The 19292-nt window shown below is 37.9% G+C and carries 20 protein-coding genes; 7 read left to right on the top strand and 13 right to left on the bottom strand.

The window, feature by feature from the left end; all coding sequences use genetic code 11:
• Window positions 1–213: 213 nt before the first annotated feature.
• From A379_RS00390 to A379_RS00375, 4 genes are all read right to left on the bottom strand, one after another.
• Window positions 214–972 carry a hypothetical protein gene (locus A379_RS00390; RefSeq protein WP_051144831.1) on the bottom strand — a complete coding sequence of 253 codons (759 nt, stop codon included), beginning with the start codon at window positions 970–972 and terminating at the stop codon, window positions 214–216.
• A 238-nt stretch (window positions 973–1210) separates the two neighbouring features.
• Window positions 1211–1654, bottom strand: coding sequence for a YcgN family cysteine cluster protein (locus A379_RS00385; protein WP_040724868.1), 444 nt, complete (start codon window positions 1652–1654; stop codon window positions 1211–1213).
• Between the two features lie 55 nt (window positions 1655–1709).
• Window positions 1710–2387: a TIGR01621 family pseudouridine synthase gene (locus tag A379_RS00380; protein WP_040724866.1), complete on the bottom strand. Its 678-nt coding sequence runs from the start codon at window positions 2385–2387 to the stop codon at window positions 1710–1712.
• A gap of 33 nt (window positions 2388–2420) precedes the next feature.
• A complete protein-coding gene (locus A379_RS00375; RefSeq protein ID WP_040724865.1) occupies window positions 2421–3500 on the bottom strand; it encodes a DNA alkylation repair protein in 1080 nt (359 codons plus the stop codon).
• Between the two features lie 167 nt (window positions 3501–3667).
• On the opposite strand from A379_RS00375, the gene A379_RS00370 reads away from it, so the two are divergent.
• Window positions 3668–4114 carry a hypothetical protein gene (locus A379_RS00370; protein ID WP_051144829.1) on the top strand — a complete coding sequence of 149 codons (447 nt, stop codon included), beginning with the start codon at window positions 3668–3670 and terminating at the stop codon, window positions 4112–4114.
• A 180-nt stretch (window positions 4115–4294) separates the two neighbouring features.
• Here A379_RS00370 and A379_RS00365 read toward each other — a convergent pair whose 3' ends face one another.
• Window positions 4295–5200: a LysR family transcriptional regulator gene (locus A379_RS00365; protein ID WP_040724864.1), complete on the bottom strand. Its 906-nt coding sequence runs from the start codon at window positions 5198–5200 to the stop codon at window positions 4295–4297.
• Window positions 5201–5365: 165 nt separating this feature from the next.
• Here A379_RS00365 and A379_RS00360 point away from each other — a divergent pair, with 165 nt between their 5' ends.
• The 3 genes from A379_RS00360 to A379_RS00350 all read left to right on the top strand — a co-directional run bounded on the left by A379_RS00360 (window position 5366) and on the right by A379_RS00350 (window position 9458).
• Window positions 5366–6232: a pirin family protein gene (locus A379_RS00360; protein ID WP_040724861.1), complete on the top strand. Its 867-nt coding sequence runs from the start codon at window positions 5366–5368 to the stop codon at window positions 6230–6232.
• Between the two features lie 152 nt (window positions 6233–6384).
• Entirely contained in the window at window positions 6385–8235 is a 1851-nt protein-coding gene (locus A379_RS12470; protein ID WP_051144827.1) for a cyclic nucleotide-binding domain-containing protein, read from the top strand.
• Entirely contained in the window at window positions 8232–9458 is a 1227-nt protein-coding gene (locus tag A379_RS00350; RefSeq protein WP_051144825.1) for a GNAT family N-acetyltransferase, read from the top strand. The genes A379_RS12470 and A379_RS00350 overlap by 4 nt, the downstream gene beginning before the upstream one ends.
• A gap of 76 nt (window positions 9459–9534) precedes the next feature.
• Here the strand turns inward: A379_RS00350 and A379_RS00345 are convergent, their stop codons facing one another.
• The 3 genes from A379_RS00345 to A379_RS00335 all read right to left on the bottom strand — a co-directional run bounded on the left by A379_RS00345 (window position 9535) and on the right by A379_RS00335 (window position 11403).
• The gene (locus tag A379_RS00345) at window positions 9535–10035 is read right to left on the bottom strand and encodes a heme-binding protein (RefSeq protein WP_040724859.1); all 501 of its coding nucleotides are present in this window, start codon (window positions 10033–10035) and stop codon (window positions 9535–9537) included.
• 27 nt (window positions 10036–10062) lie between these two features.
• Window positions 10063–10389 (bottom strand): DUF4156 domain-containing protein, encoded by a 327-nt coding sequence (locus tag A379_RS00340; RefSeq protein ID WP_051144823.1) that lies wholly within the window; start codon window positions 10387–10389, stop codon window positions 10063–10065.
• Between the two features lie 153 nt (window positions 10390–10542).
• Entirely contained in the window at window positions 10543–11403 is an 861-nt protein-coding gene (locus A379_RS00335; RefSeq protein ID WP_040724858.1) for a hypothetical protein, read from the bottom strand.
• Window positions 11404–11723: 320 nt separating this feature from the next.
• Here A379_RS00335 and A379_RS00330 point away from each other — a divergent pair, with 320 nt between their 5' ends.
• Window positions 11724–12815 (top strand): alkene reductase, encoded by a 1092-nt coding sequence (locus A379_RS00330; protein ID WP_040724856.1) that lies wholly within the window; start codon window positions 11724–11726, stop codon window positions 12813–12815.
• A gap of 98 nt (window positions 12816–12913) precedes the next feature.
• Here A379_RS00330 and A379_RS00325 read toward each other — a convergent pair whose 3' ends face one another.
• Together A379_RS00325 and A379_RS00320 are read right to left on the bottom strand one after the other, a co-directional pair.
• A complete protein-coding gene (locus A379_RS00325) occupies window positions 12914–13552 on the bottom strand; it encodes a hypothetical protein (protein ID WP_040724853.1) in 639 nt (212 codons plus the stop codon).
• A 66-nt stretch (window positions 13553–13618) separates the two neighbouring features.
• On the bottom strand, window positions 13619–14356 hold the full coding sequence (locus A379_RS00320) for an MBL fold metallo-hydrolase (RefSeq protein ID WP_051144821.1): 738 nt from the start codon (window positions 14354–14356) through the stop codon (window positions 13619–13621).
• 153 nt (window positions 14357–14509) lie between these two features.
• Between A379_RS00320 and A379_RS00315 the strand changes: the two genes are divergently transcribed.
• Entirely contained in the window at window positions 14510–15121 is a 612-nt protein-coding gene (locus A379_RS00315) for a DUF938 domain-containing protein (protein WP_040724851.1), read from the top strand.
• 66 nt (window positions 15122–15187) lie between these two features.
• Here A379_RS00315 and A379_RS00310 read toward each other — a convergent pair whose 3' ends face one another.
• Together A379_RS00310 and A379_RS00305 are read right to left on the bottom strand one after the other, a co-directional pair.
• Complete coding sequence (locus A379_RS00310; RefSeq protein ID WP_040724850.1) at window positions 15188–15874, bottom strand: dUTP diphosphatase; 687 nt, start codon at window positions 15872–15874, stop codon at window positions 15188–15190.
• Window positions 15875–16007: 133 nt separating this feature from the next.
• On the bottom strand, window positions 16008–16841 hold the full coding sequence (locus A379_RS00305; RefSeq protein ID WP_040724848.1) for a mechanosensitive ion channel family protein: 834 nt from the start codon (window positions 16839–16841) through the stop codon (window positions 16008–16010).
• A gap of 541 nt (window positions 16842–17382) precedes the next feature.
• Here A379_RS00305 and A379_RS00300 point away from each other — a divergent pair.
• Complete coding sequence (locus tag A379_RS00300) at window positions 17383–18246, top strand: delta-class carbonic anhydrase (RefSeq protein WP_040724847.1); 864 nt, start codon at window positions 17383–17385, stop codon at window positions 18244–18246.
• Between the two features lie 124 nt (window positions 18247–18370).
• On the opposite strand, the gene A379_RS00295 is transcribed toward A379_RS00300, so the two are convergent.
• The gene (locus A379_RS00295; protein WP_040724843.1) at window positions 18371–19282 is read right to left on the bottom strand and encodes an alpha/beta hydrolase; all 912 of its coding nucleotides are present in this window, start codon (window positions 19280–19282) and stop codon (window positions 18371–18373) included.
• Window positions 19283–19292: the final 10 nt, after the last annotated feature.

Below are 19292 nucleotides of genomic sequence, written 5' to 3'. Positions count from 1 at the left end.
TAACAAGAAAAATCACTTATATTAATAAGGGAAAATAAAATTTATGTATAAATAAACCCAGTAAATGAGTGGGTATTTAGGTAAGGGGCGTCAAACCAAGTCTTAAAAGAGAAATAAAAAAGCCCAGAATAAAATCCCAGGCTTTAACCAAGCTAATACTTAATATTTAAAGTTAAACTAATGAGCTAAAAATTGATTTAGATTAAGAGGTAATTAGGCTTTCTTCCATGTATTCTCTTCAGAAGTCTGGCCTTTCCAAGGCATAATCCACATTTGATAGAGCGACGTAAACAGCATAATGCCAGCCGCTACGCTATAACCAAACCCACCCACAATCACAAAATAGGCAAATGCGGGGTTCATTTTGGTGAGCCACCATGAGGCGATATCTAAAATCAAGAATGCAAATGGAATAAAAATAATAGTTGCTTTCACCCAAGGTCTAAAACCAACAGCCATTGAGAAGATTAAACCGACAAAAAAGAAGATAAATGAGATACCAAACAAGTGAATATGTGAAACACGCGTTAAAGATCCAATTTCAGCACCATGGTCAACCGCTGCTATCTCTTTCATTGATTGGTAGTCAGTAACATTTGGCAAGGTTGGCATATGTGCATGACACATGGCACATTTAGCATCCACTATCGGTTTAATCGTTGCCGTCCAAGCCGCTTCATCAGCTCCGTCGCGTGCCCATTTAATCATGGTTAGATTCTCTTCAGGAGTAGCCTTATCTTTCATAGAACCATTTAACTTACTTTCAAGCTTAGAACCGTTTCGATTACCGTAATAACTGTAAACAATATCATCAACGGATAGACCAAACTTACCGTCAGCCATCCCGTGGGTTAACATGATTTGAGCACCAGCCATCATAAGCCCTAAACCAACAACAAAAATATACCCTGTAAACAATGCCTTCATCGACAATGATAAACTTGGTAAGTTTAACCAAGAACTGTCTTTCATAATAACTCCATTTATTTTTATATGGTTTTTTAGACGTTTTAAATATTACGCCTAACCTACCGAAATACATAAGCAATTTTTTTTATTCTTGTTAAACAAAATTGTTAATGATGAGGTGGGTCTATTACGGTCGTTAATCCTTACTTAGAACCAACCAAAAACGCTGGTTATTAAGGTGTTTACGTTTTACCAAACTCAGTCTTAGGCTTAAAAAAGTATATTCATGCGGCATGTTAAATTAAGGCTTTTCAATAAGAAATTCTTCATAATCAAGCCCTTCTCTATCAACCACAACAGGAATTGCAAGCAGTCCAATGCCTGCATGAGTAACCGAATATCGATTGCCAGAAACTAATGGATGCCAATCTGCCAAACCCTGACCTCGATAAATCATTCGATAAGCGCAAGAGTCTGGTAACCAATCAAATTCAGCCACTCGCTCTCTGGTTAATTGCACACAAGTCGGTACATTAATTGAACGGTTTGCATAATCTTTACACTGCCCTGTTTCTAAATCCGAATAGGGGCAAACCACACTGGTATAAACAATCTCGTCGGTTTCATCGTCTTGTAACTTGGTTAAGCAACATAAGCCACATCCATCGCAAAGAGATTCCCACTCATCTTGACTCATTTCATCTAAGGTCTTTGTTTCCCAAAAAGGACGTTTTTTATCACTCATTTTTATCTCTAATATACTTTAAAAAACTTAACTAATAAACTGATTTTATAAACATTTAACTTTTTATTAAATCCCAAGGGTTTTGCCATTTTTGCAATATTTCTTGGCATTTATTTTGCATAAAACGCACGCCTGAACTTGGTGAAGAGACAAACGCAAACTGTTGTTCATTCAAAGTAAAACGTATGGCATAAGCGTGTAAATAACCACGTTCTTCAGCCTCTGCTTTTAGACTATCGGCATAACGTTTATCACCACAAATAGGTGCCGATAAACTCTTCATTGCCACTCGTAACTGGTGGGTTTTACCCGTTTTGGGTTTCAGTAAAAACAGCCTTTCTCCAGGTTGAACCAATTCACTGATAAACTGGGTTACCGCTGGATTTTCAAGCGATTGAGTTAATTTCCATGAGCCTCGTCTTGCAGGAACCATATCGCCTTTTATCCAGCCCTGCTTCTTTTTAGGCTTTTGATCTGAAATAGCAATGTAAAATTTCTCAATCTGATGCGATTCAAACAGAACTTGAAAAGTCTGGGCGCTCTGTTTATTTAACGCTAAAACTAATAGACCAGAGGTCATTTTATCTAAACGATGAACGGGGTAAAGATGATCCACTCCCAATTGCTGTTGTACTAAAACAACCAGGCCTGGTAACTCTTCAGTATGAAAATTTAACCCTGCGGGCTTATTTATTACAACAAAATCACTGTTTTGAAAAACCACTGGAATCATGGACTTGCCTATTAAATTAAATGGAGAGAAAGCTTAATTTTGCAGTTCAAATTGGTCTGTTTTGAGTATTTGACCATTCACGATTAACTCTATTTTATGCAGGCCTGGTAGATAGTTACGAGTACTGATTATTTTAAAGTTATGGGTTAAATAAAAAGCCTTAGTCTTCATCGGATAATCTGATTCGCTTATTTTAAAGACTTTTCTATAAGGCGTGTGCTGCTTTCTTAAAAAAGACAACGCATATTCTATTCTGACTTTACCTAAAGCTTGCTCTGCGACCAACTCAAACTCGCCATGCAGTTTATCGCCAAGATTCACTTTATCAGCCAGATGCCAGCTTTTTACCCTGATATGATCACTTGAAGCATAGCCTATTAACGCTAAAGCTCTAACATCCCCTTGCTTAAGCAGAGTTCTTAATCCATGTTTTACTATCCAATAAGTCGCTTGAGAGGGATTGATTAACCAGTTTTGGCAAAGAGCTAGCACCCATTCAGGTTGTGTTTTAGATAAATCATTTAACAAGTTCGCAACACTTTTTTGCACATAACGACTTTCATCGTTTTTTAGGTTTTCTAATATGGGCAAAACCCACTGTGGTTCTTCTTCAATCCAAGATAGATGTCTTGCCCAAGGCAGTCTCGGCCTAATACCTTCACTCGCTAAACGTCGTAAATGATGATTATCACTTTTTGACCATATCAACATCTGTTGTTTGGTTTTCTCTGGTTTTTTTTGCAAAAACGGCCTAATTCCAAATTCACTGGTACTGCTTTGTGTAAATAAGGCTAAGGCGTGCATAGAGGTTTCAAAATCCTCAATGCCATATAGCTCAACGTAGTCCGCAAACACAAAATGAAATAATCCTGAAAACTCAGTGGACACTAATTGCAGTACTTCTATTGCGTCTTTATAAGGTAAACACCAACTTTCATGCAGGCTTTGCGATACTTGTCTAATACGTTGTTTTAAAGAAAGCTCAGGCCAATTTGCTGTCATGCATCTCGTTACAAACATGGATGAATTAAATTCAGAGTGCTGTGCATCAATACAAACTGCCAATTTATTGATACATTCAAAACAGATTTCATCTTTCAATAATTTAGACATTTTTTCTTCTACTTCAATGACTTAAAAATAATATTTCTCAAAAAACAAAGTTGGCACAGCGCTTGATATAAGGGTTACTGTTAATAAAGAATTTCGTGCTAAGTGTCAATAAAATGTCATTTAGTGCAACCCAAAACGGGAAGATGAAAGGCTAAAGGGAGAGATTAATGTCCACACTCAATACCACTCAAAAACTACAAACATGTTTAGATTTTATTGATCAGCGTTTAGAAACGACTTCTGAACAAACCATTCAAATCGCTGAAATGATTATTGAAGATATTAAAAACCTGACCGAAGGTTATCAAAACGCAATTGCTAACGGTAATCTACAAACACATTCAGAGCTGGTTCGTGCCACTCAAATGAACTGGGTTAACCAACTACATGAAATTATTCTGGAACAGACCAACCGTGATTTAAACGGGCAAGTTATTATCGCACTCAAAAAGTTTGTAGACAGCCTAAATGAGAACCAAGTTAAGTACCACTCTTTTGATTTACCTAGTGCCGTAGCCAGTCAGCAAGCTGATGAACATGAATACCTCACACAAGCTGAAATTGATATTTTAATGGGTCAGCAAAACCTATTTGCAGACACACTTAAACATTAGTTTCACACAAGTTAATATCAATCCGTTCAAAACGTATCTCATATTAACTTCAACAAATTCATTGCCATGAAAACTAAAGCTCTCTTTTACGGGAGCTTTTTTCATTTCACTTCTTCAAAAATTTTTCAAAACTTAAAGACAAATTAAAACAATAAAGACTTAACATGATTTGTAAGAAAATCACAGCTCGTCCCACTGCGGTTTATCTGAAAAATACTCAACTAAATAATCTATAAAACTCCGAGCAGCGGGCGATAAATAACGGTTTTGTTGATAGACGGCATAGCCATAAAATTCTGGTATTTGATACGCTTCAAGCACACGTACAAGTTCACCGCTTTGAAGCTCTTGCCAACAAACAAAAGTCGGCATAACAATCATTCCATGCCCTGCAACCGCCATAGACTTTAGGAATCCACCATTATTTGAGCGAAAACGACCTTTGGTAACCAAGGTTTCTATTACACCACTTGGATTTAATAGCTGAAAATCACTGTTATTAAGAAGGCTATATTGTAAAAAATTAGCCTCGGCTAAATCCGCCAGGTTTTGGGGGGTACCATATTTTTCTAAATAGCTTGGGCTGGCACAAATCACTAAACGAATCGGTACAATCTTTCTCGCCTGTATGCTACTGTCATGCAATTCACCAATGCGAAACGCCACATCAATTCCCTCTTCAACCAGGTTAACCTCATTGTCAGACAGATCCACTTTCATTGAGAGTCTGGGGTGTTTTTTTAAAAAACCATCAATCACAGGACTCATGTGTTGCAAACCAAATGATAGAGGTAAGGAGATACTCAATTGCCCTTCTAAATCGCCACTTTTTTGCAAAATAGAGTTATCCAGATTCTTAAACTCATCCACTAAACCGATGGCACGCTGATAATAAATCCGCCCTTCGTTAGTCAAATTAAATTTTCGAGTGGTACGCTGAATCAACTTGATTTTAAGACGTCCCTCCAACTCAGATAAACGACGACTCACCGCAGATTTAGCAATATTAAGCTGTTCTGCTGCTCGACTAATCCCCCCCGCTTCAACAACACGAATAAATACCTGAATATCTTCTATTTGCCCCATGCTCACAGCCTCTGATTTATAATTATAAAAGCCATTCTAAAGAATTTTTAAACAGTTCAAAACCTCTTTGTTCTAATTTTTAGAACGGTTTTTTAAAAAATGTCAGGTTTATGAGCATAACCGTTCTCGATAAGATAAACACATCACCCAAAAGAGGACATTAAAATGAGTACATCTTACGCTAAAGTCATAAACAAAACATTCGGTATACCAGCCTCTGATGGCGCAGGTGTTAGTCTAAGACGTATTATTGGTAGCCCTGGTCTCAAGATGTTAGACCCATTTTTAATGCTCGATTATTTTGAGTCTGATACCCCCAATGATTATCTCGCAGGGTTTCCTTCGCACCCTCACAGAGGCTTTGAAACCGTGACCTATTTATTAGCAGGCAAAATGCGTCATAAAGACAACCAAGGCCACGAAGGCGTGATTCAACCAGGAGGTGTGCAGTGGATGACCGCAGGTAAAGGCATTATTCATTCTGAAATGCCCGAACAAGAAAATGGACTTTTACAAGGTTTTCAACTTTGGGTTAATTTGCCCTCTTATGCCAAAATGGTTGAGCCAAACTATCAAGAGTTTAGCCCCAAAGAGATTCCAATTGAAACACGAGGTGATAACACTCAGCTTAAAGTCATTACTGGAAAAACCTCTGAAGGCACTATTGGACCTGTCATCAATAACTACATCCAACCAACCATGCTGCACATTCAGTTAAAAAATGAAAATGCACAATTTATCGAGCCCATGAAACACTTAGCCAATAGCTTTATTTATGTTATTTCAGGTGCACTGTCTTTAGATGCAAACGATTCTGTAATTGGTGAAATGAATAAGGTAAAAACTCGTGAATTAGCGGTTCTTTCACATGCTGAACAACTACAAGTAACCGCTTTAGAGAAAAATACCCAATTTTTATTGGTGAGCGCACAACCGATTAATGAGCCAATTGCACGAGGTGGCCCTTTTGTTATGAATACGCAAGAAGAGATAGAACAAGCATTCTCTGATTATCGGCATGGACTTTTTTAAAAACAAGCATTCATATTCAGCCTATTTAAGTTACCAGGCCTGGTTGTTTTTTTGTGCAATACTGCCATACTTTAAGCCTACATACTCTATTATTACCGTAAAAGTATATTTTTACGGTAAAACCAAAATCGTAACTGAATAGGAATCTTTTTGTGAACTTAGACACTATCGTCTATTTTGCTTTTTTCATTGGCATTATCAGTGCTCTATCCCTACCATTAGGAGCGCTTACCACCCTTTTTTGGAAACCTGGTGACCGAACAATAGCTTGGCTAATGGCATTTGGTGCAGGGGCTTTGCTTTCGGCCGTTACCATTGATCTGTTTTCGCCCGCAATTCAATCAGGCCTGTTTATTTACGCAGCAATGGGCTCATTGATTGGTAGCCTTAGCTACCTAATGCTTAACCATCAACTTAACCAACAAGGTGGTTTCTTACGTAAAACTGCAACCACGATTCAATACTTTAGAAATCGACAAAAGAAACATCACCATCAATTTATTTACTCATTGAACCGTTTACCTTTTTTTGATGCGCTTCCTAAAAACGAACTTCAGATGTTGCTTCAAAAAGTAAAAATTGTTCACTACTCCGCAGAGCAGATGATTTACCACCATAGTGATATTCAGAATCAGTTTTACATTATTCAAAAAGGTCAAATTAAGCTTCGAGATCCAAACCATCTATTAAAAACGTTTATTGAGTTAGACACCTCAGACACTTTTGGGCGCATGGCTTTTTTTACCAGTCAGCCCAATGCCACTTTAGCTCAAGCCAAAACCGACGTCACTTTATGGCAAATCAGCCGTGATTCATTTAACGAATTACTTAAACAGACGGAGGTTTTACCTAAAATTTTGATTCAATATTACCAAGAATCAACTGAAATTCGTCGCTATCTAAAAGAACGTCACCAAATGAGTGATGAACAGCTTGAAGCGCATGTTAAATTTATCATAGAGCTCATACAAAATGAGCAGCGACTACCTGAAACACGTAACCCCAGAGACACATTTGAAGAAGCCTTAAACCGTTTATCATCCACCCATCGTTTTGACCTATTCTCAAACTGCGATTCAAGTGTACTGCCTCTCATTGCCAATAAACTTCAGCTGAGAAGCTTACGTTCAGGCCAAACATTATTTAATAATCGCAGTGAAGCAGACCGTTTATATCTGCTTGAATCTGGTTCAATCGAGCTATTAGATCCGCTCAAAAAAAGAGAGGATTTTGAATGTTTACAACCTGGAGATTTTTTTGGTGGAATGGCTTTTGTTGTTGGCGGAAAACATGCTTCAACCGCCCTTGCTAAGACCGATGTCACTTTTTGGGTATTGAATAAGTTTGATTTTATCGAGCTATTAGCGAATGTCACACCCATGCACGCTAAACTACAATCCTTTTTGAAAACCCGCAATATTCAGGATTATCTAACTCAAGAACAGAGCCTACCAGAGAATAAAGCACAGCAATGGATAAACCGCACCGTTAAACACCTCTTACCTGGTCAACTGCCTTCTTTGAATGAATTCACTCAACACGTTTACCAACACAAAGCGGCTTATATGGCTATCTGGCTTGGAATCTTTTTAGATGGGATACCTGAATCACTGATGATTGGCTCTCACCTCACTGATGGGCACACTTTAAGCATGAGTCTTATTGCTGGGTTATTTTTATCCAACTATCCCGAAGCGTTATCCAGTTCAGCATCTATGCGAGAGCAAGGCATACCATTTAAAAAGGTCTTATTTGCCTGGACTTTGCTTATGCTATTAACGGGCATTGGTGCAGGGCTAGGGAGCGTACTTTTAGAAGGTAGTTCACCTGCAACATTTGCTTTTATTGGGGGCATTGCCGCAGGTGCCATGTTAACTGTTATTGCCGAAACCATGCTTCCAGAAGCGTATTTAAAGGGAGGGTCAATCATTGGATTTGTTACCTTGTTAGGCTTTTTAAGCGCCGTTCTCTTTAAAGTCTTTGATTCAGGTTTGGCATTATGACTCACGCTAAAACCGCCAATCCTCCTCAAGCTATTTTGGAAAAAAACCACTATCAGATTAAAATTCATAGTGAGATTTCGCAAATTCCAGCAAAACAATGGAATGCGCTAGTAGAAGCCAATCACCCTTTTATCAAGTACGAATTTTTACACGCCTTAGAAAAGCATGGTTGCGTGAGTGAAAAATATGGATGGATACCACATCATATTGGCTTATATAACCAAAATCATCAGCTTATAGCGGCCCTACCTCTTTATGAAAAACACAATAATTACGGCGAATTTGTCTTTGACCAGGCCTGGGAACAAGCCTGGAACAGTATTGGCTTACCTTACTATCCAAAGTTAGTTTCAACCACTCCTTACACCCCCGTATTAGGCCAACGCTTTTTGATTGATGAAACATTAGACCTTGACCAACAAAAACACGTTTTTCATCAACTCTTTACCGCAGCCACTGAATTTTGTGAACAACAAAACATGAGTGGTACACACTTTTTATTTACCAAACCCCAACACCAGGCCTGGTTAAATTCATTTAGCCAAAATAGTGAACCCAACCTTTATATTCGGAACGATTGTCAATTTCACTGGCACAATCAAAATTACCAAAAATTTGATGATTTTTTAGCTCAACTCAAACCTAAAAAACGTAAAAACATCAAGCAAGAACGCCAAGCTATTGCTAAATTAGGTATTACTTTTAGAGTCTTAAACGGCCATCAAGCCACTCAAAAAGATTGGCAAGATTTTGATTTTTTCTATCAAAAAACCTTTATAGAAAAATGGAGTACGCCAACGTTAAATATTGGTTTTTTTAAAGAGATTGGTAAATCACTGGCCGATAATATCGTTCTAGTGCTAGCCGATTACCAAGATGAATGTATTGCGGGCGCTTTGATGTTTCAGTCTGATACACATCTATATGGCCGACACTGGGGAGCCGCTAAAGAGGTCAAACACCTGCATTTTGAAAGCTGTTTTTACCAGGGAATTGAGTATGCCATAAAGCAGGGGCTACAGGTTTTTGAACCTGGTGCAGGTGGTGAGCATAAGATTGCCCGAGGCTTTTCACCCGTGAAAATGCAATCCGCCCACTGGTTAACCGTTAACCCTTTTGAACAAGGCATTCTTAATTTTATTAAACAGGAACAACAGATGATTGAAGAGTACGTTTTAGACTGTGAAACACACTCACCTTATAAATCAAAAGAGCCCAATTAAGGACTCTTTTATATCAACGATTAGAGGTATTTTCTAAAACTTAAACCTAACTTAATAGTGAGTTTTAAGGCAAGTATTAGAAAGCCAATCGGTCTTCAAATTTTTCTAAGGCTTTCATCACACAAGCCTCATCTTTTTCACCGCCTGGCGCGCCACTTACGCCGATAGCCCCAATGCGTGCTCCCCCACTAATAATGGGGACACCACCCACCATCATCAACACACCATTAACATGGTTTAACTCTGGACGAATATCACCACGTTTCGCTCTAAACTCACCAGATTTTAAGCCCGACATAACGGTTGCATTAGCTTTCTCTTCAGCAATCTGTAAGGTAAATTTAGAGGCAAAATCATCACGTAATGCCACACGTTGATTGCCGTGTTTATCCACCACAACCGCACTGACTGAAAAGCCTTGTTCTCGACAAGCTAAAATGGATTCTGTGGCTAAATCACGAGCCAATTCCATACCAATATTTTTCTCTTCTAAAACATCTTCAGCATGCGAACTTGAAAAAGCTAAACCGCACAATAAACCTAAACTTAATAAGCTTTTCTTTTTTAGTAAACTCATAACTTCATCCTTGATTTTTCATATAGATTATTTATTTAAACAACGATAAATGGCAAATTCCATACGGCCATTTTGAATTGGGCTCAGTGCCACAATGGTATCACCACGCATATTAACCGCTTCATTTTTAGCAATTAAAACTAAATCTTCACGTAACGCAGCGGTATCTCTTTGGTAAATTCCCACTGAATCCAATGCGGATGAAGTTGTCGTACCCAGTTTAGTGCAATTCGACACATCAGATGCTTGTAAAAGCGCCACATTATAAGCGCCTGGTAAAGGCTGAACCCAGCTGCAAGCCGACAAGAATAATCCAGAAGAGAGACTTAAAGTGAAGAGTGTTTTTTTAATCATTACGAGACCTTTGCAGAAGTTAGCTGCGAAAAAAAATGATAGCGACACTATAAACCAAATCTGTTTAAGCTTAAAGATTAAGTTGAAAGATTAAGTCGTTAATAAAATGACTTAAAATAAATCAGATTATTTATAAACTCGGATTATTTTTCTTTATTTATGTGTTTTTGTAGCACTCACTTTAGTGTAATACGCTAAAGAGAGAATAATCAGTGCAATACCAATGATTAAATAGAGTGCATACAACATTTGCGATGGATCGTGCAATGCCATTTTAAAGACCACCATTAACGCCTCAATAGATAACGCAATAATAATAGCCGTTAAAAATTTAGAGAGTAATCGAGCCTCATCTTTTTTATCTGAATAGGCTTTATATACAACCTCTCGCTCTAATAATGTTTTGGCTAAATCAAATATAGCCAGCCCCATGGTTAAGGCAATGATCGGTTTAAAAACACTCTCTAAGGTATATTCAGCTGGGTTGAGAAGTTGCAAAAAGTAATCATAAAAAGCGTAGCCAATAGACATAACTGAAAAGAACATTAAAGAGATGCCAATTCCAAAATAAAAGGTTTTGGTAATAAAGTTAAAAGTTGGATGCCTTTCAACCAGACCAAAACGAGACAGTAAACTACTTAAATTAAAATCAAAAAAGAAATACTGGTTATTTGAAAAAACCATCATCGTAATACACGACTCGCCTGTGGCAGAACTCATATAAGCATCACTAATAGAGACGCCATCTTCTTTTTCAATCATTTGAGCAGCAAGGTAACTTCTATTTTTACCGCGCGCGGTGGTCAATAACTTGCCTTTAAAAATATTCGGTGATGTCTGTTTAAAATGCTCATCACTCACATAAATCAGCTCTAAGCTCGGAAATATCGAAAAAAAGCCTTTAATCGTATCCACCTCACTGGTCATGCATTGAGCATTGTTACGAACGGTTTCGACTAAAAATTTTTCTATACTGGTTTTGTGTTCGTGATAAATACTAATAAATTCTTGCATAATAATCTCCTAAGTTACTGATATACAGCGACCTAAGAGCCAAAATCATATTCATATTTAAATTCAAACAGTTACTAAAAGTGATTGAATTTTACATTGAATTTTACATTGATTTTCACCCAATTATCACGTCTGTAAGCTCCCTACTTTGGTGCAACTTTAACATTAAAAATTACAACTTAAAGCCGTGATATTTGCTTAGAACGGAACACTGTTTTCTGTAAGTAAACCTGATTGATTTTTATATGTCATGTTAATATCGAAAATACAATTTCTTCTCAAGATTGCAATCACATATAAGCATACAAAGAGGTTTCGTTATGCCAACAAAATCAGCAAATCATTTCCCACATTTATTTACGCCATTACAGCTGGGGGCGATTGAGATACCAAATCGCATTATTATGGCACCGCTTACCCGTGCTAGAGCGAGTGAAGGCCACCTGGCCAATGAGTTAATGGCTGAACATTATGCACAACGTGCAAGCGGAGGTTTGCTTATTGCAGAAGCGACTATGGCAATGGAAGGTTGTAGTGCCTTCTGGAAAGAGCCTGGTATCTATTCGCAAACCCAAATAGAAGGCTGGAAAAAAGTGACCGATGCGGTTCACGCCAAAGGCGGTCGTATCTTCTTACAAGTTTGGCATGGCGGACGAGCGTGCCACCCTGCTCTTAACAATGGTACAGAGGCCGTTGCTCCTAGTGCGATTGCCATTGAAGATGAAGTACACACTCCAGAGGGAAAACTGCCATACAGTGTTCCTAAAGCCCTCACCTTGGAAGAGATTCCTGCCATTATTGAAGGCTTTAAGCAAGCAGCAATCAATGCCAAAAACGCTGGTTTTGATGGCGTAGAAGTGCATGGGGCGAATGGTTACCTTCTTGACCAGTTTCTACGTGATGGCAGTAATAAACGTACCGATGAGTATGGCGGTACTTTAGAAAATCGTGCGCGTTTATTATTTGAAGTACTTGACGCAACCATTGAGGTTTGGGGCGCAGACAGAGTAGGTTTAAGAATTTCACCTGTTAACAGCTATAACAGTATGCGAGATAGTGACCCAGTTGCCTTAACAGAATGGTTATGTACAAAATTGAATGACTACAATTTAGCCTATCTACACATTATGCGCAGTGATTTCTTTGGTGTGCAAAAAGAGGATGTACTTTCTGTTGCGGTTGCCAACTATCAAGGTAATTTAATTGGCAATATGGGATATGACGCAACAGAAGCCGAAGCCGCTATTGCCAATGGCGATTTAGCTGCTGTGGCTTTTGGCGTAAGCTTTTTAGCCAACCCAGATTTACCCGAACGTATTCAAGCAGGTACCAAATTAAATGAAGCCAATCCTGATTTGTTCTACACATCGGGTGCTGAAGGGTATACCGATTACCCCTATATGAATCCATAAGTTATTTACCAAAAGCAAGAACCACCAGGCCTGGTGGTTCTATTTACATTTACTCTCTTCACATTACTCACTTTACACTATCTTACGCTCTTTATAGATTAAGCCCTCAAGGGTTTAACATTAAGCAACGATACAAACAGTGAGATAACAATCGTACCAAACACAAAACAGAATACGCCATGACTCGTAGAGACCCACCAAGTGAATAAATCACCAGGCGTAAAAGCCCCACTCATGGTAAATTGCAGATTAATCGCATGTACTAAGCCCGCAATAGGATAGTCACCCGTAAAAAAAGCGGGAGCATCTTCAAACACCCCTGTAATTTGATACACCGTCGCATATAAAAACATGGCGGTTAAAAAATTCACCATCGCCAGGACAATCACTCGTCCAGTGGCTGAAACCATAGAACCTTCTGTTATTTTACAAATTCCAAACAAAATCACACCTAACTCTTTGTTAGCAATACCAAAAATTCGCAATAACAGAATAATGACGACCCAATCAGCAAAGCTATAAAAAGTAGAAACCATAAACAAAACAAACGATGCCGCTAACCAACCCACAATATAAAATTCAGATAAAAACAGACGTTTACTGCGTAGCGCTTGCCAACCTTCAGACTCAACTTCAAAGCTAAATTCTTTTTGTTTAAGGTAGTTATCTATCCAAAAATAGGGTGATAATCGGTAAAAAAAAGAAATCATCTGTTTCACTAATTCGGCGATATTCATAAAAAACCTACTGAGTTATTTTGAGAGTTATTTTTAAGTCGTCTCTGTTTACAATTTAAAACCAAATTAAAACTCGATTTTCTGGTTTGCGATTAACAACGGTAAACCAGCGTACTCTTTTTCATGTTCTTGTATTTGTTGTGCAGATAGACCGTGTCCTAAAATATAAGCATTGGGTTTTAGCCAAGCTTTCACTTCAGCAAAACTGGCGTGCCAGGCATTTTTTTTAGGTCGTGCATCTAAAATAAACCGCTCCGCTTCTGCTAGCTTTTTATAAAGAGGCTGATTAAATTGACTATCCGCCGTGTAACTCAAACGCATTTTGCCGCCTTCATCAAAAAGGGAAAAACCAAAACTCAACTCAGAGTGAACCCCTGGGTAGAACTCAAGGCTTAGCCCATGTTCAAGAACGACTCTTTGCTGTGGTTTAACGCCAACCCAGTGAGCTAACTCATTTGCACTCATTTGTTGAAGGTGTTCAGCAATGCGGTGCTGTTTTAATCGTTCAGCAACCTGCTCTGCGGCAATCACATTGATTTTATTGTTCTGAGCCAGTTCAACCCGTAATACCACAGGTAAATCCCCCGCATGGTCTGAATGATTGTGGGTAATAATGATATTTTTAGGAAAACCACCAAACATCTGAACCACCTTATTGCCCACACCTAAACCTAAATCAACCAGGCAAAAGGGCTGGTTATTTTTTAACAGCATAAAACTACTACTGGTCAAGCCATCATAAACCGAAGAAGCACCCGCTCCGCTACCAATCACTTGTAACTGAAATGTATGAGATATTTGCAATCGTTTACCTTTTTATTTATGAAAACTGCGTAGTGCGATTTTACTGCATTCAGTCATTAAAAATAACGAACTTTTAAGTTAGGTTGAATAATAGGCTTTAAAATAACCAGGCCTGGTAAGATTTATCAACTCACAAATAATGGACATGACTCAATGACACTTAATGCGCTTCAAACCAAACCTTTTGCCACATCGAGCGAAGAAAACAAACAGGTCATTCTTGAGGCGATTCAACCTTTACTTAAAGAGCAAAAAACCGTATTAGAAATTGCCAGTGGCACAGGTCAACATGCGGTATTTTTTGCAGAACAGATGCCACACCTAATTTGGCAAACTTCTGACTTGGCAGGTTCTCATTCAGGTATTTGTCAATGGATTCATGACGCTCAACTGAACAATGTACTTGCTCCGATTGAGTTAAATGTATCTGAAAGTGCTTGGCCACAAACCGACTATGATGTCATTTATAGCGCAAACAGCTTTCATATTATGAATAAACAGAATGTCGGTGATTTTTTTAGTCATATTAGCTCTGTTTTAAAGTCACCAGGCCTGGTAATCATCTATGGGCCATTTAATTACAATGGTAAATTTACCAGTGACAGTAATGCACGTTTTAACGATTGGTTAACATCCAATAACCCCAAAAGCGGCATTAAAGACTTTGAATGGTGTAATAAACTGGCTAAACAAGCAGGCCTGGTGCTTTTAAAAGACATTGAAATGCCACAAAACAATCGAATATTAGTGTGGCAAAAACAGTAAACAAGACAATAAAAAAACCTATACAAGTATTTGCAAACATTTGTTTAGGGTAAAAATCTCAATGAATTATTTAAGCTGAGTGTAATTTTCTTTAAGAGCCATATATAACTCGTCGCCAGAAAACACAGCCATTTCAGCAATGACTTCAAACATCACCACGTTATCTTCTTTCCCATTCCACTCTTTGATATAAGTGCCCTCTTTATAACCGTGATCTTGTCTGAATTTATTTAAGACGTTTTTTGCCATATAGATTTGATACAAAGCTTCAAAGTTTAATTCTGCGACTTTACAAGAATCAAAAAATGCGACCGCCAAACGAGAAAGATATTTGGAGGTGATTTCTACAGCTTCTAGAGCAATACGCATCATCTCTTCATGGACTTTTACCTGTTCAATAACAGATAAATCATTATGAATAAACTGAGCGTTTTGAGTCTGTATGAATGCCGAATTTAACGCATTAAAAGCTTCTTCTGAATCGAGGTTTTCAAGTGCTAAACTAAGGAGAAAATGCCAAATATCCACTAATTCAACACGCACATTTTCCATATCCGTTTTAGCGTCCACCGCTTTCCAATGTTTCCATGGATAGCTATCAACCAGCTCCGCCGTCTCCATCACAATACAACGACGCCAATCAATGGTTTTACCTAATGCTGTCTGACCAGAACGCCAATCTGCGCCATTCGTCATTTCGTTTAAGCTATTCTGCATAGTAAGCATTTCATTGATTGCATTTTCAATTATCATGGTTATTCTCTTAAATTATTTTTGTCAAAATTTGATGCAAATCATAGCATATAAACAATAAAAAACCCGCTTATCAAAACGATAAGCGGGCTGTATAGTTAGCTCAAAGAATGGTGATTTGATTCACTAAAGATTATTCATCACCCTCTTTAACCATAATAACTTTACGGTGCGGGAATGGAATCTCAATATTGGCTGCATCTAGCGCTTTTTTAATTTGTTCTGGTACTGAAAACAGCACATTAAAGTAGTCTTCTCCTTTACAGAAAGGACGCACAATAAAATCAACCGAGCTGTCATTTAAAGTAGATACTTCTACAAAAGGTGCAGGTGTTTTAAGAATGGCAGGATGACTCTCTAATACACTGTTAATCACTTTACGAACTTCATCGGTATTCTCTTTATAAGCCACACCAAAAGTCATATCCACACCTCGAATATCATGATGTGAATGGTTCACAATCTGGCTACCCCAAATTTGGCTATTTGGAATAATGATTTGTTGATTATCAAACGTTTGCAAAATCGTTGTAAACAGATCAATTTCAGTTACATTACCAAATTGGCCTGCTACATCCACAAAATCTCCAACCTTATAAGGTCTAAACATCAATAACATTACGCCTGCAGCTAAGTTGGTTAAGGTACCTTGTAAAGCTAACCCCACGGCCAAACCAGCAGCACCCAATAAGGCAATAATAGAAGCTGTTTGGATACCAAAGCGGTTTAGAACCGCAATCACAACAAACGCTAAAATAATGTATTTGGCAACATTTCCTAAAAACCTAAACAAAGTATCATCAAGATTTTGGTATTTATTGCTGGTATTGCTAATCAGGTTTTTAGCTTTGTTTGCAATAAACAAGCCTATCACCAAAATAGCAATCGCAAACAACACATTGGTTGTTCCTTCTAATAGAACGGGTAGATATTGATCTATGTTTAGACTGTCTAATAACTCTTGCATATATTAATCCTCTCTTTTTTAAAAATTAAACGTTAAACTTGGTATTTAAAAAACGCTAAATAGTCTATTCAGGACTTTAAAAGTTTAAACATCCACTTCTGCCCATCATAGTATGTCAGCCATATTGACTGCGTCAACAGTGTCAAAAATTGTTTCAAATTAATATAAAAAACTACTATAAAATTCAGCCTTTTAATTATTCAATCAAACCTACCAGGCCTGGTAATACACGTGTTTATCTGTCGTTCTTAAAGCTAATATTTTTTTGATTCGTTTTTACCGATTCATTTTCTTATTAAATTGAGAGAAAAACTTCGTTTAACATTACTCATAAAAAATAAGAATAGTCGATAACCCATAAACGGAGGTTATGATTGAAATAAACAAGTATTAAGCGCAATTCGTGCGTATTTTTATATACTATGCACAATTCTGAAAAAAGCCAACTTTTATGTACCTGTTTTCGAATTAAGCAATCAAAATCTTATGAGATTATTCTGCATGAGATTATTTATTTTAATAAGTACCGAGGATTACAAAATTGAATACAAAAATTATTGCCGTTGTATCGGCAACTCTACTTTTACAAGCTTGTGCGACAACATCAAATCATCATGAACATCACGGTCCTGTGGCTGATGAAGTGGTTGCTGAGCAGCGTGCAGCCTTAGCTAAAAACACAGATGGTAAAGGTTTTGGTCCTCAATCGCCAAGAGACATTGATTCAGCAACAGGTAGCAATACAATTAAATTCAATGCCGCGCCAGCTTACACCAATATGAACTTATGTAATATTCACTTTCACAAAAATGCTGAGCATAAAGGGGGTGAATTTACTCAATATGCAGGTAATGGTGATGGTCATGGTTATCTAAGCGGTTACGCCTATTCTGGTAAGTTATCTGAAAGCGAAACGAAACAGGTACATTCTGATATTTGCCCTAGTGCTCACGGAAGCCTACACCCTGGTGACACGATTGAAGTGCACTATGTTCACTCAACCGCGAAGGTAAACCCTGGCCCAACATTAGGCTCTTGCTTAAGTGATTCAATTAAAAATCCTCAGTTACGTGTAGAAGCGCAAGTGTATGTTTTAGTGAACGATAAGAATGCGTTAGACTTCAATGAGTTGACTAAACATGGTATAAAAAACGGTGTTCAGCAGGCGTTAAATATTCCATCAAACACTGGTGACCCTGTTAACTATGCTGGCTCAACGACAGGCCCTGGTTACAATGAAAAAGGCTCTCCTTTCCAAGTAACTTGGAGTGTACGTCCTAAGGTAGCTAAGGTTAATATTGAAAGTGTTGCACAATGGTGTAAAGGCAATGTCTTTAAAGAAGACCATGCACACGGGGTAAGAAACTTAGTGATTAACCCAGAATTACTTTCTAAAATTCAATAATGAATCATAACCGTTAACGGTTGACCATTAAAAACCCGCTAAACCAATTAATTTGGTTTGCGGGTTTTTTATTACCAGTCTCAATAAGGAGTATCAACTCCCTATTAAAGGGCGAGCGAGCTTTTTATTCTAAAAACTCAGACACCGCCGTTGCCACATCTTCATTTGCAAAGTCTAAAAAGAAATGCGTTCCATCTTCAATCATTACGGTTTGTACCATGTCAGAACCTTCTAAGGCTTGCATTTTTTCTGGTAAATCGGGTACCGCTGTATCCGCTGTTCCCATAATTACTAAGGTCGGTTTTACTGCTGTTTTAAGTAACGTTGGTGTATCAAATTGTGGTTTAACCTCATAATTATCAACAAAAGCTTCAGCCGTTACTTGGGCTTTTTTACAGTAAATAAAGTCAGTCTCTTTCAGCATAGTTTTACCTTTGCCTTGCGAAACCAACTTTTTGGCGTTATCTAAAATAGGCTGTAACGCTTTACCGTACTTTTCTTCATACTCTTCAGCAGACTGCTGTTCACCTGTAGCGGGTGCAAGTAAAACCACCTTTTTAAATTTATCACTATCACTCTCTACCGCATACCAAGCTGTTTGGTTACCGCCACGCGAGTGCCCCATTAAAGTGACATTATCAGCACCTTGTTTATTTAACCAGTTTAGCCAAAAATCGATTTCTTTCATGGCATCGGTATGTTTATAAGTGTGAGCTACAGCACAATCATATTCGCCATGACGGTCATCTAAACCTAATGATAGGTTAATCGCCAAAGAACTGACGCCTTGTGCTGCCAAATTTTTCTGTAACTGTGCATAGGTAGAACGCTCTTTATGGGTTAAAGTCCCGTGAGTTAATAACACAAGGTTATCACTGTAGGTTTTACCATCCGCCATCATTAAGTTGGCGTTAACCGTTTGATTATTAAATTTTTGTTTAATCTCTTTAACTTCAGCGGCTTGTGAAGAAGTCGATACTGAAAGTAACTGCAGAGCAAGAAAGGATGCCGAAAAAAGGCTCAATATTTTTTTCACAAGACTATCT

This window comes from Thiomicrorhabdus sp. Kp2, assembly GCF_000478585.1.
Lineage (GTDB): Bacteria > Pseudomonadota > Gammaproteobacteria > Thiomicrospirales > Thiomicrospiraceae > Thiomicrorhabdus.
Note: the sequence above shows the minus strand (reverse complement) of the source record. Positions and strands in the feature narration are given on the sequence as shown.

Coding starts and splice junctions, on each gene's coding strand:
- A379_RS00340 (WP_051144823.1), bottom strand. CDS start 10,389: ATGATTAAAAAAACACTCTTCACTTTAAGTCTCTCTTCTGGATTATTC.
- A379_RS00325 (WP_040724853.1), bottom strand. CDS start 13,552: ATGAATATCGCCGAATTAGTGAAACAGATGATTTCTTTTTTTTACCGA.
- A379_RS00350 (WP_051144825.1), top strand. CDS start 8,232: ATGACTCACGCTAAAACCGCCAATCCTCCTCAAGCTATTTTGGAAAAA.
- A379_RS00310 (WP_040724850.1), bottom strand. CDS start 15,874: ATGATAATTGAAAATGCAATCAATGAAATGCTTACTATGCAGAATAGC.
- A379_RS00305 (WP_040724848.1), bottom strand. CDS start 16,841: ATGCAAGAGTTATTAGACAGTCTAAACATAGATCAATATCTACCCGTT.
- A379_RS00315 (WP_040724851.1), top strand. CDS start 14,510: ATGACACTTAATGCGCTTCAAACCAAACCTTTTGCCACATCGAGCGAA.
- A379_RS00360 (WP_040724861.1), top strand. CDS start 5,366: ATGAGTACATCTTACGCTAAAGTCATAAACAAAACATTCGGTATACCA.
- A379_RS00370 (WP_051144829.1), top strand. CDS start 3,668: ATGTCCACACTCAATACCACTCAAAAACTACAAACATGTTTAGATTTT.
- A379_RS00375 (WP_040724865.1), bottom strand. CDS start 3,500: ATGTCTAAATTATTGAAAGATGAAATCTGTTTTGAATGTATCAATAAA.
- A379_RS00390 (WP_051144831.1), bottom strand. CDS start 972: ATGAAAGACAGTTCTTGGTTAAACTTACCAAGTTTATCATTGTCGATG.
- A379_RS00330 (WP_040724856.1), top strand. CDS start 11,724: ATGCCAACAAAATCAGCAAATCATTTCCCACATTTATTTACGCCATTA.
- A379_RS00335 (WP_040724858.1), bottom strand. CDS start 11,403: ATGCAAGAATTTATTAGTATTTATCACGAACACAAAACCAGTATAGAA.
- A379_RS00345 (WP_040724859.1), bottom strand. CDS start 10,035: ATGAGTTTACTAAAAAAGAAAAGCTTATTAAGTTTAGGTTTATTGTGC.
- A379_RS00365 (WP_040724864.1), bottom strand. CDS start 5,200: ATGGGGCAAATAGAAGATATTCAGGTATTTATTCGTGTTGTTGAAGCG.
- A379_RS00380 (WP_040724866.1), bottom strand. CDS start 2,387: ATGATTCCAGTGGTTTTTCAAAACAGTGATTTTGTTGTAATAAATAAG.
- A379_RS00385 (WP_040724868.1), bottom strand. CDS start 1,654: ATGAGTGATAAAAAACGTCCTTTTTGGGAAACAAAGACCTTAGATGAA.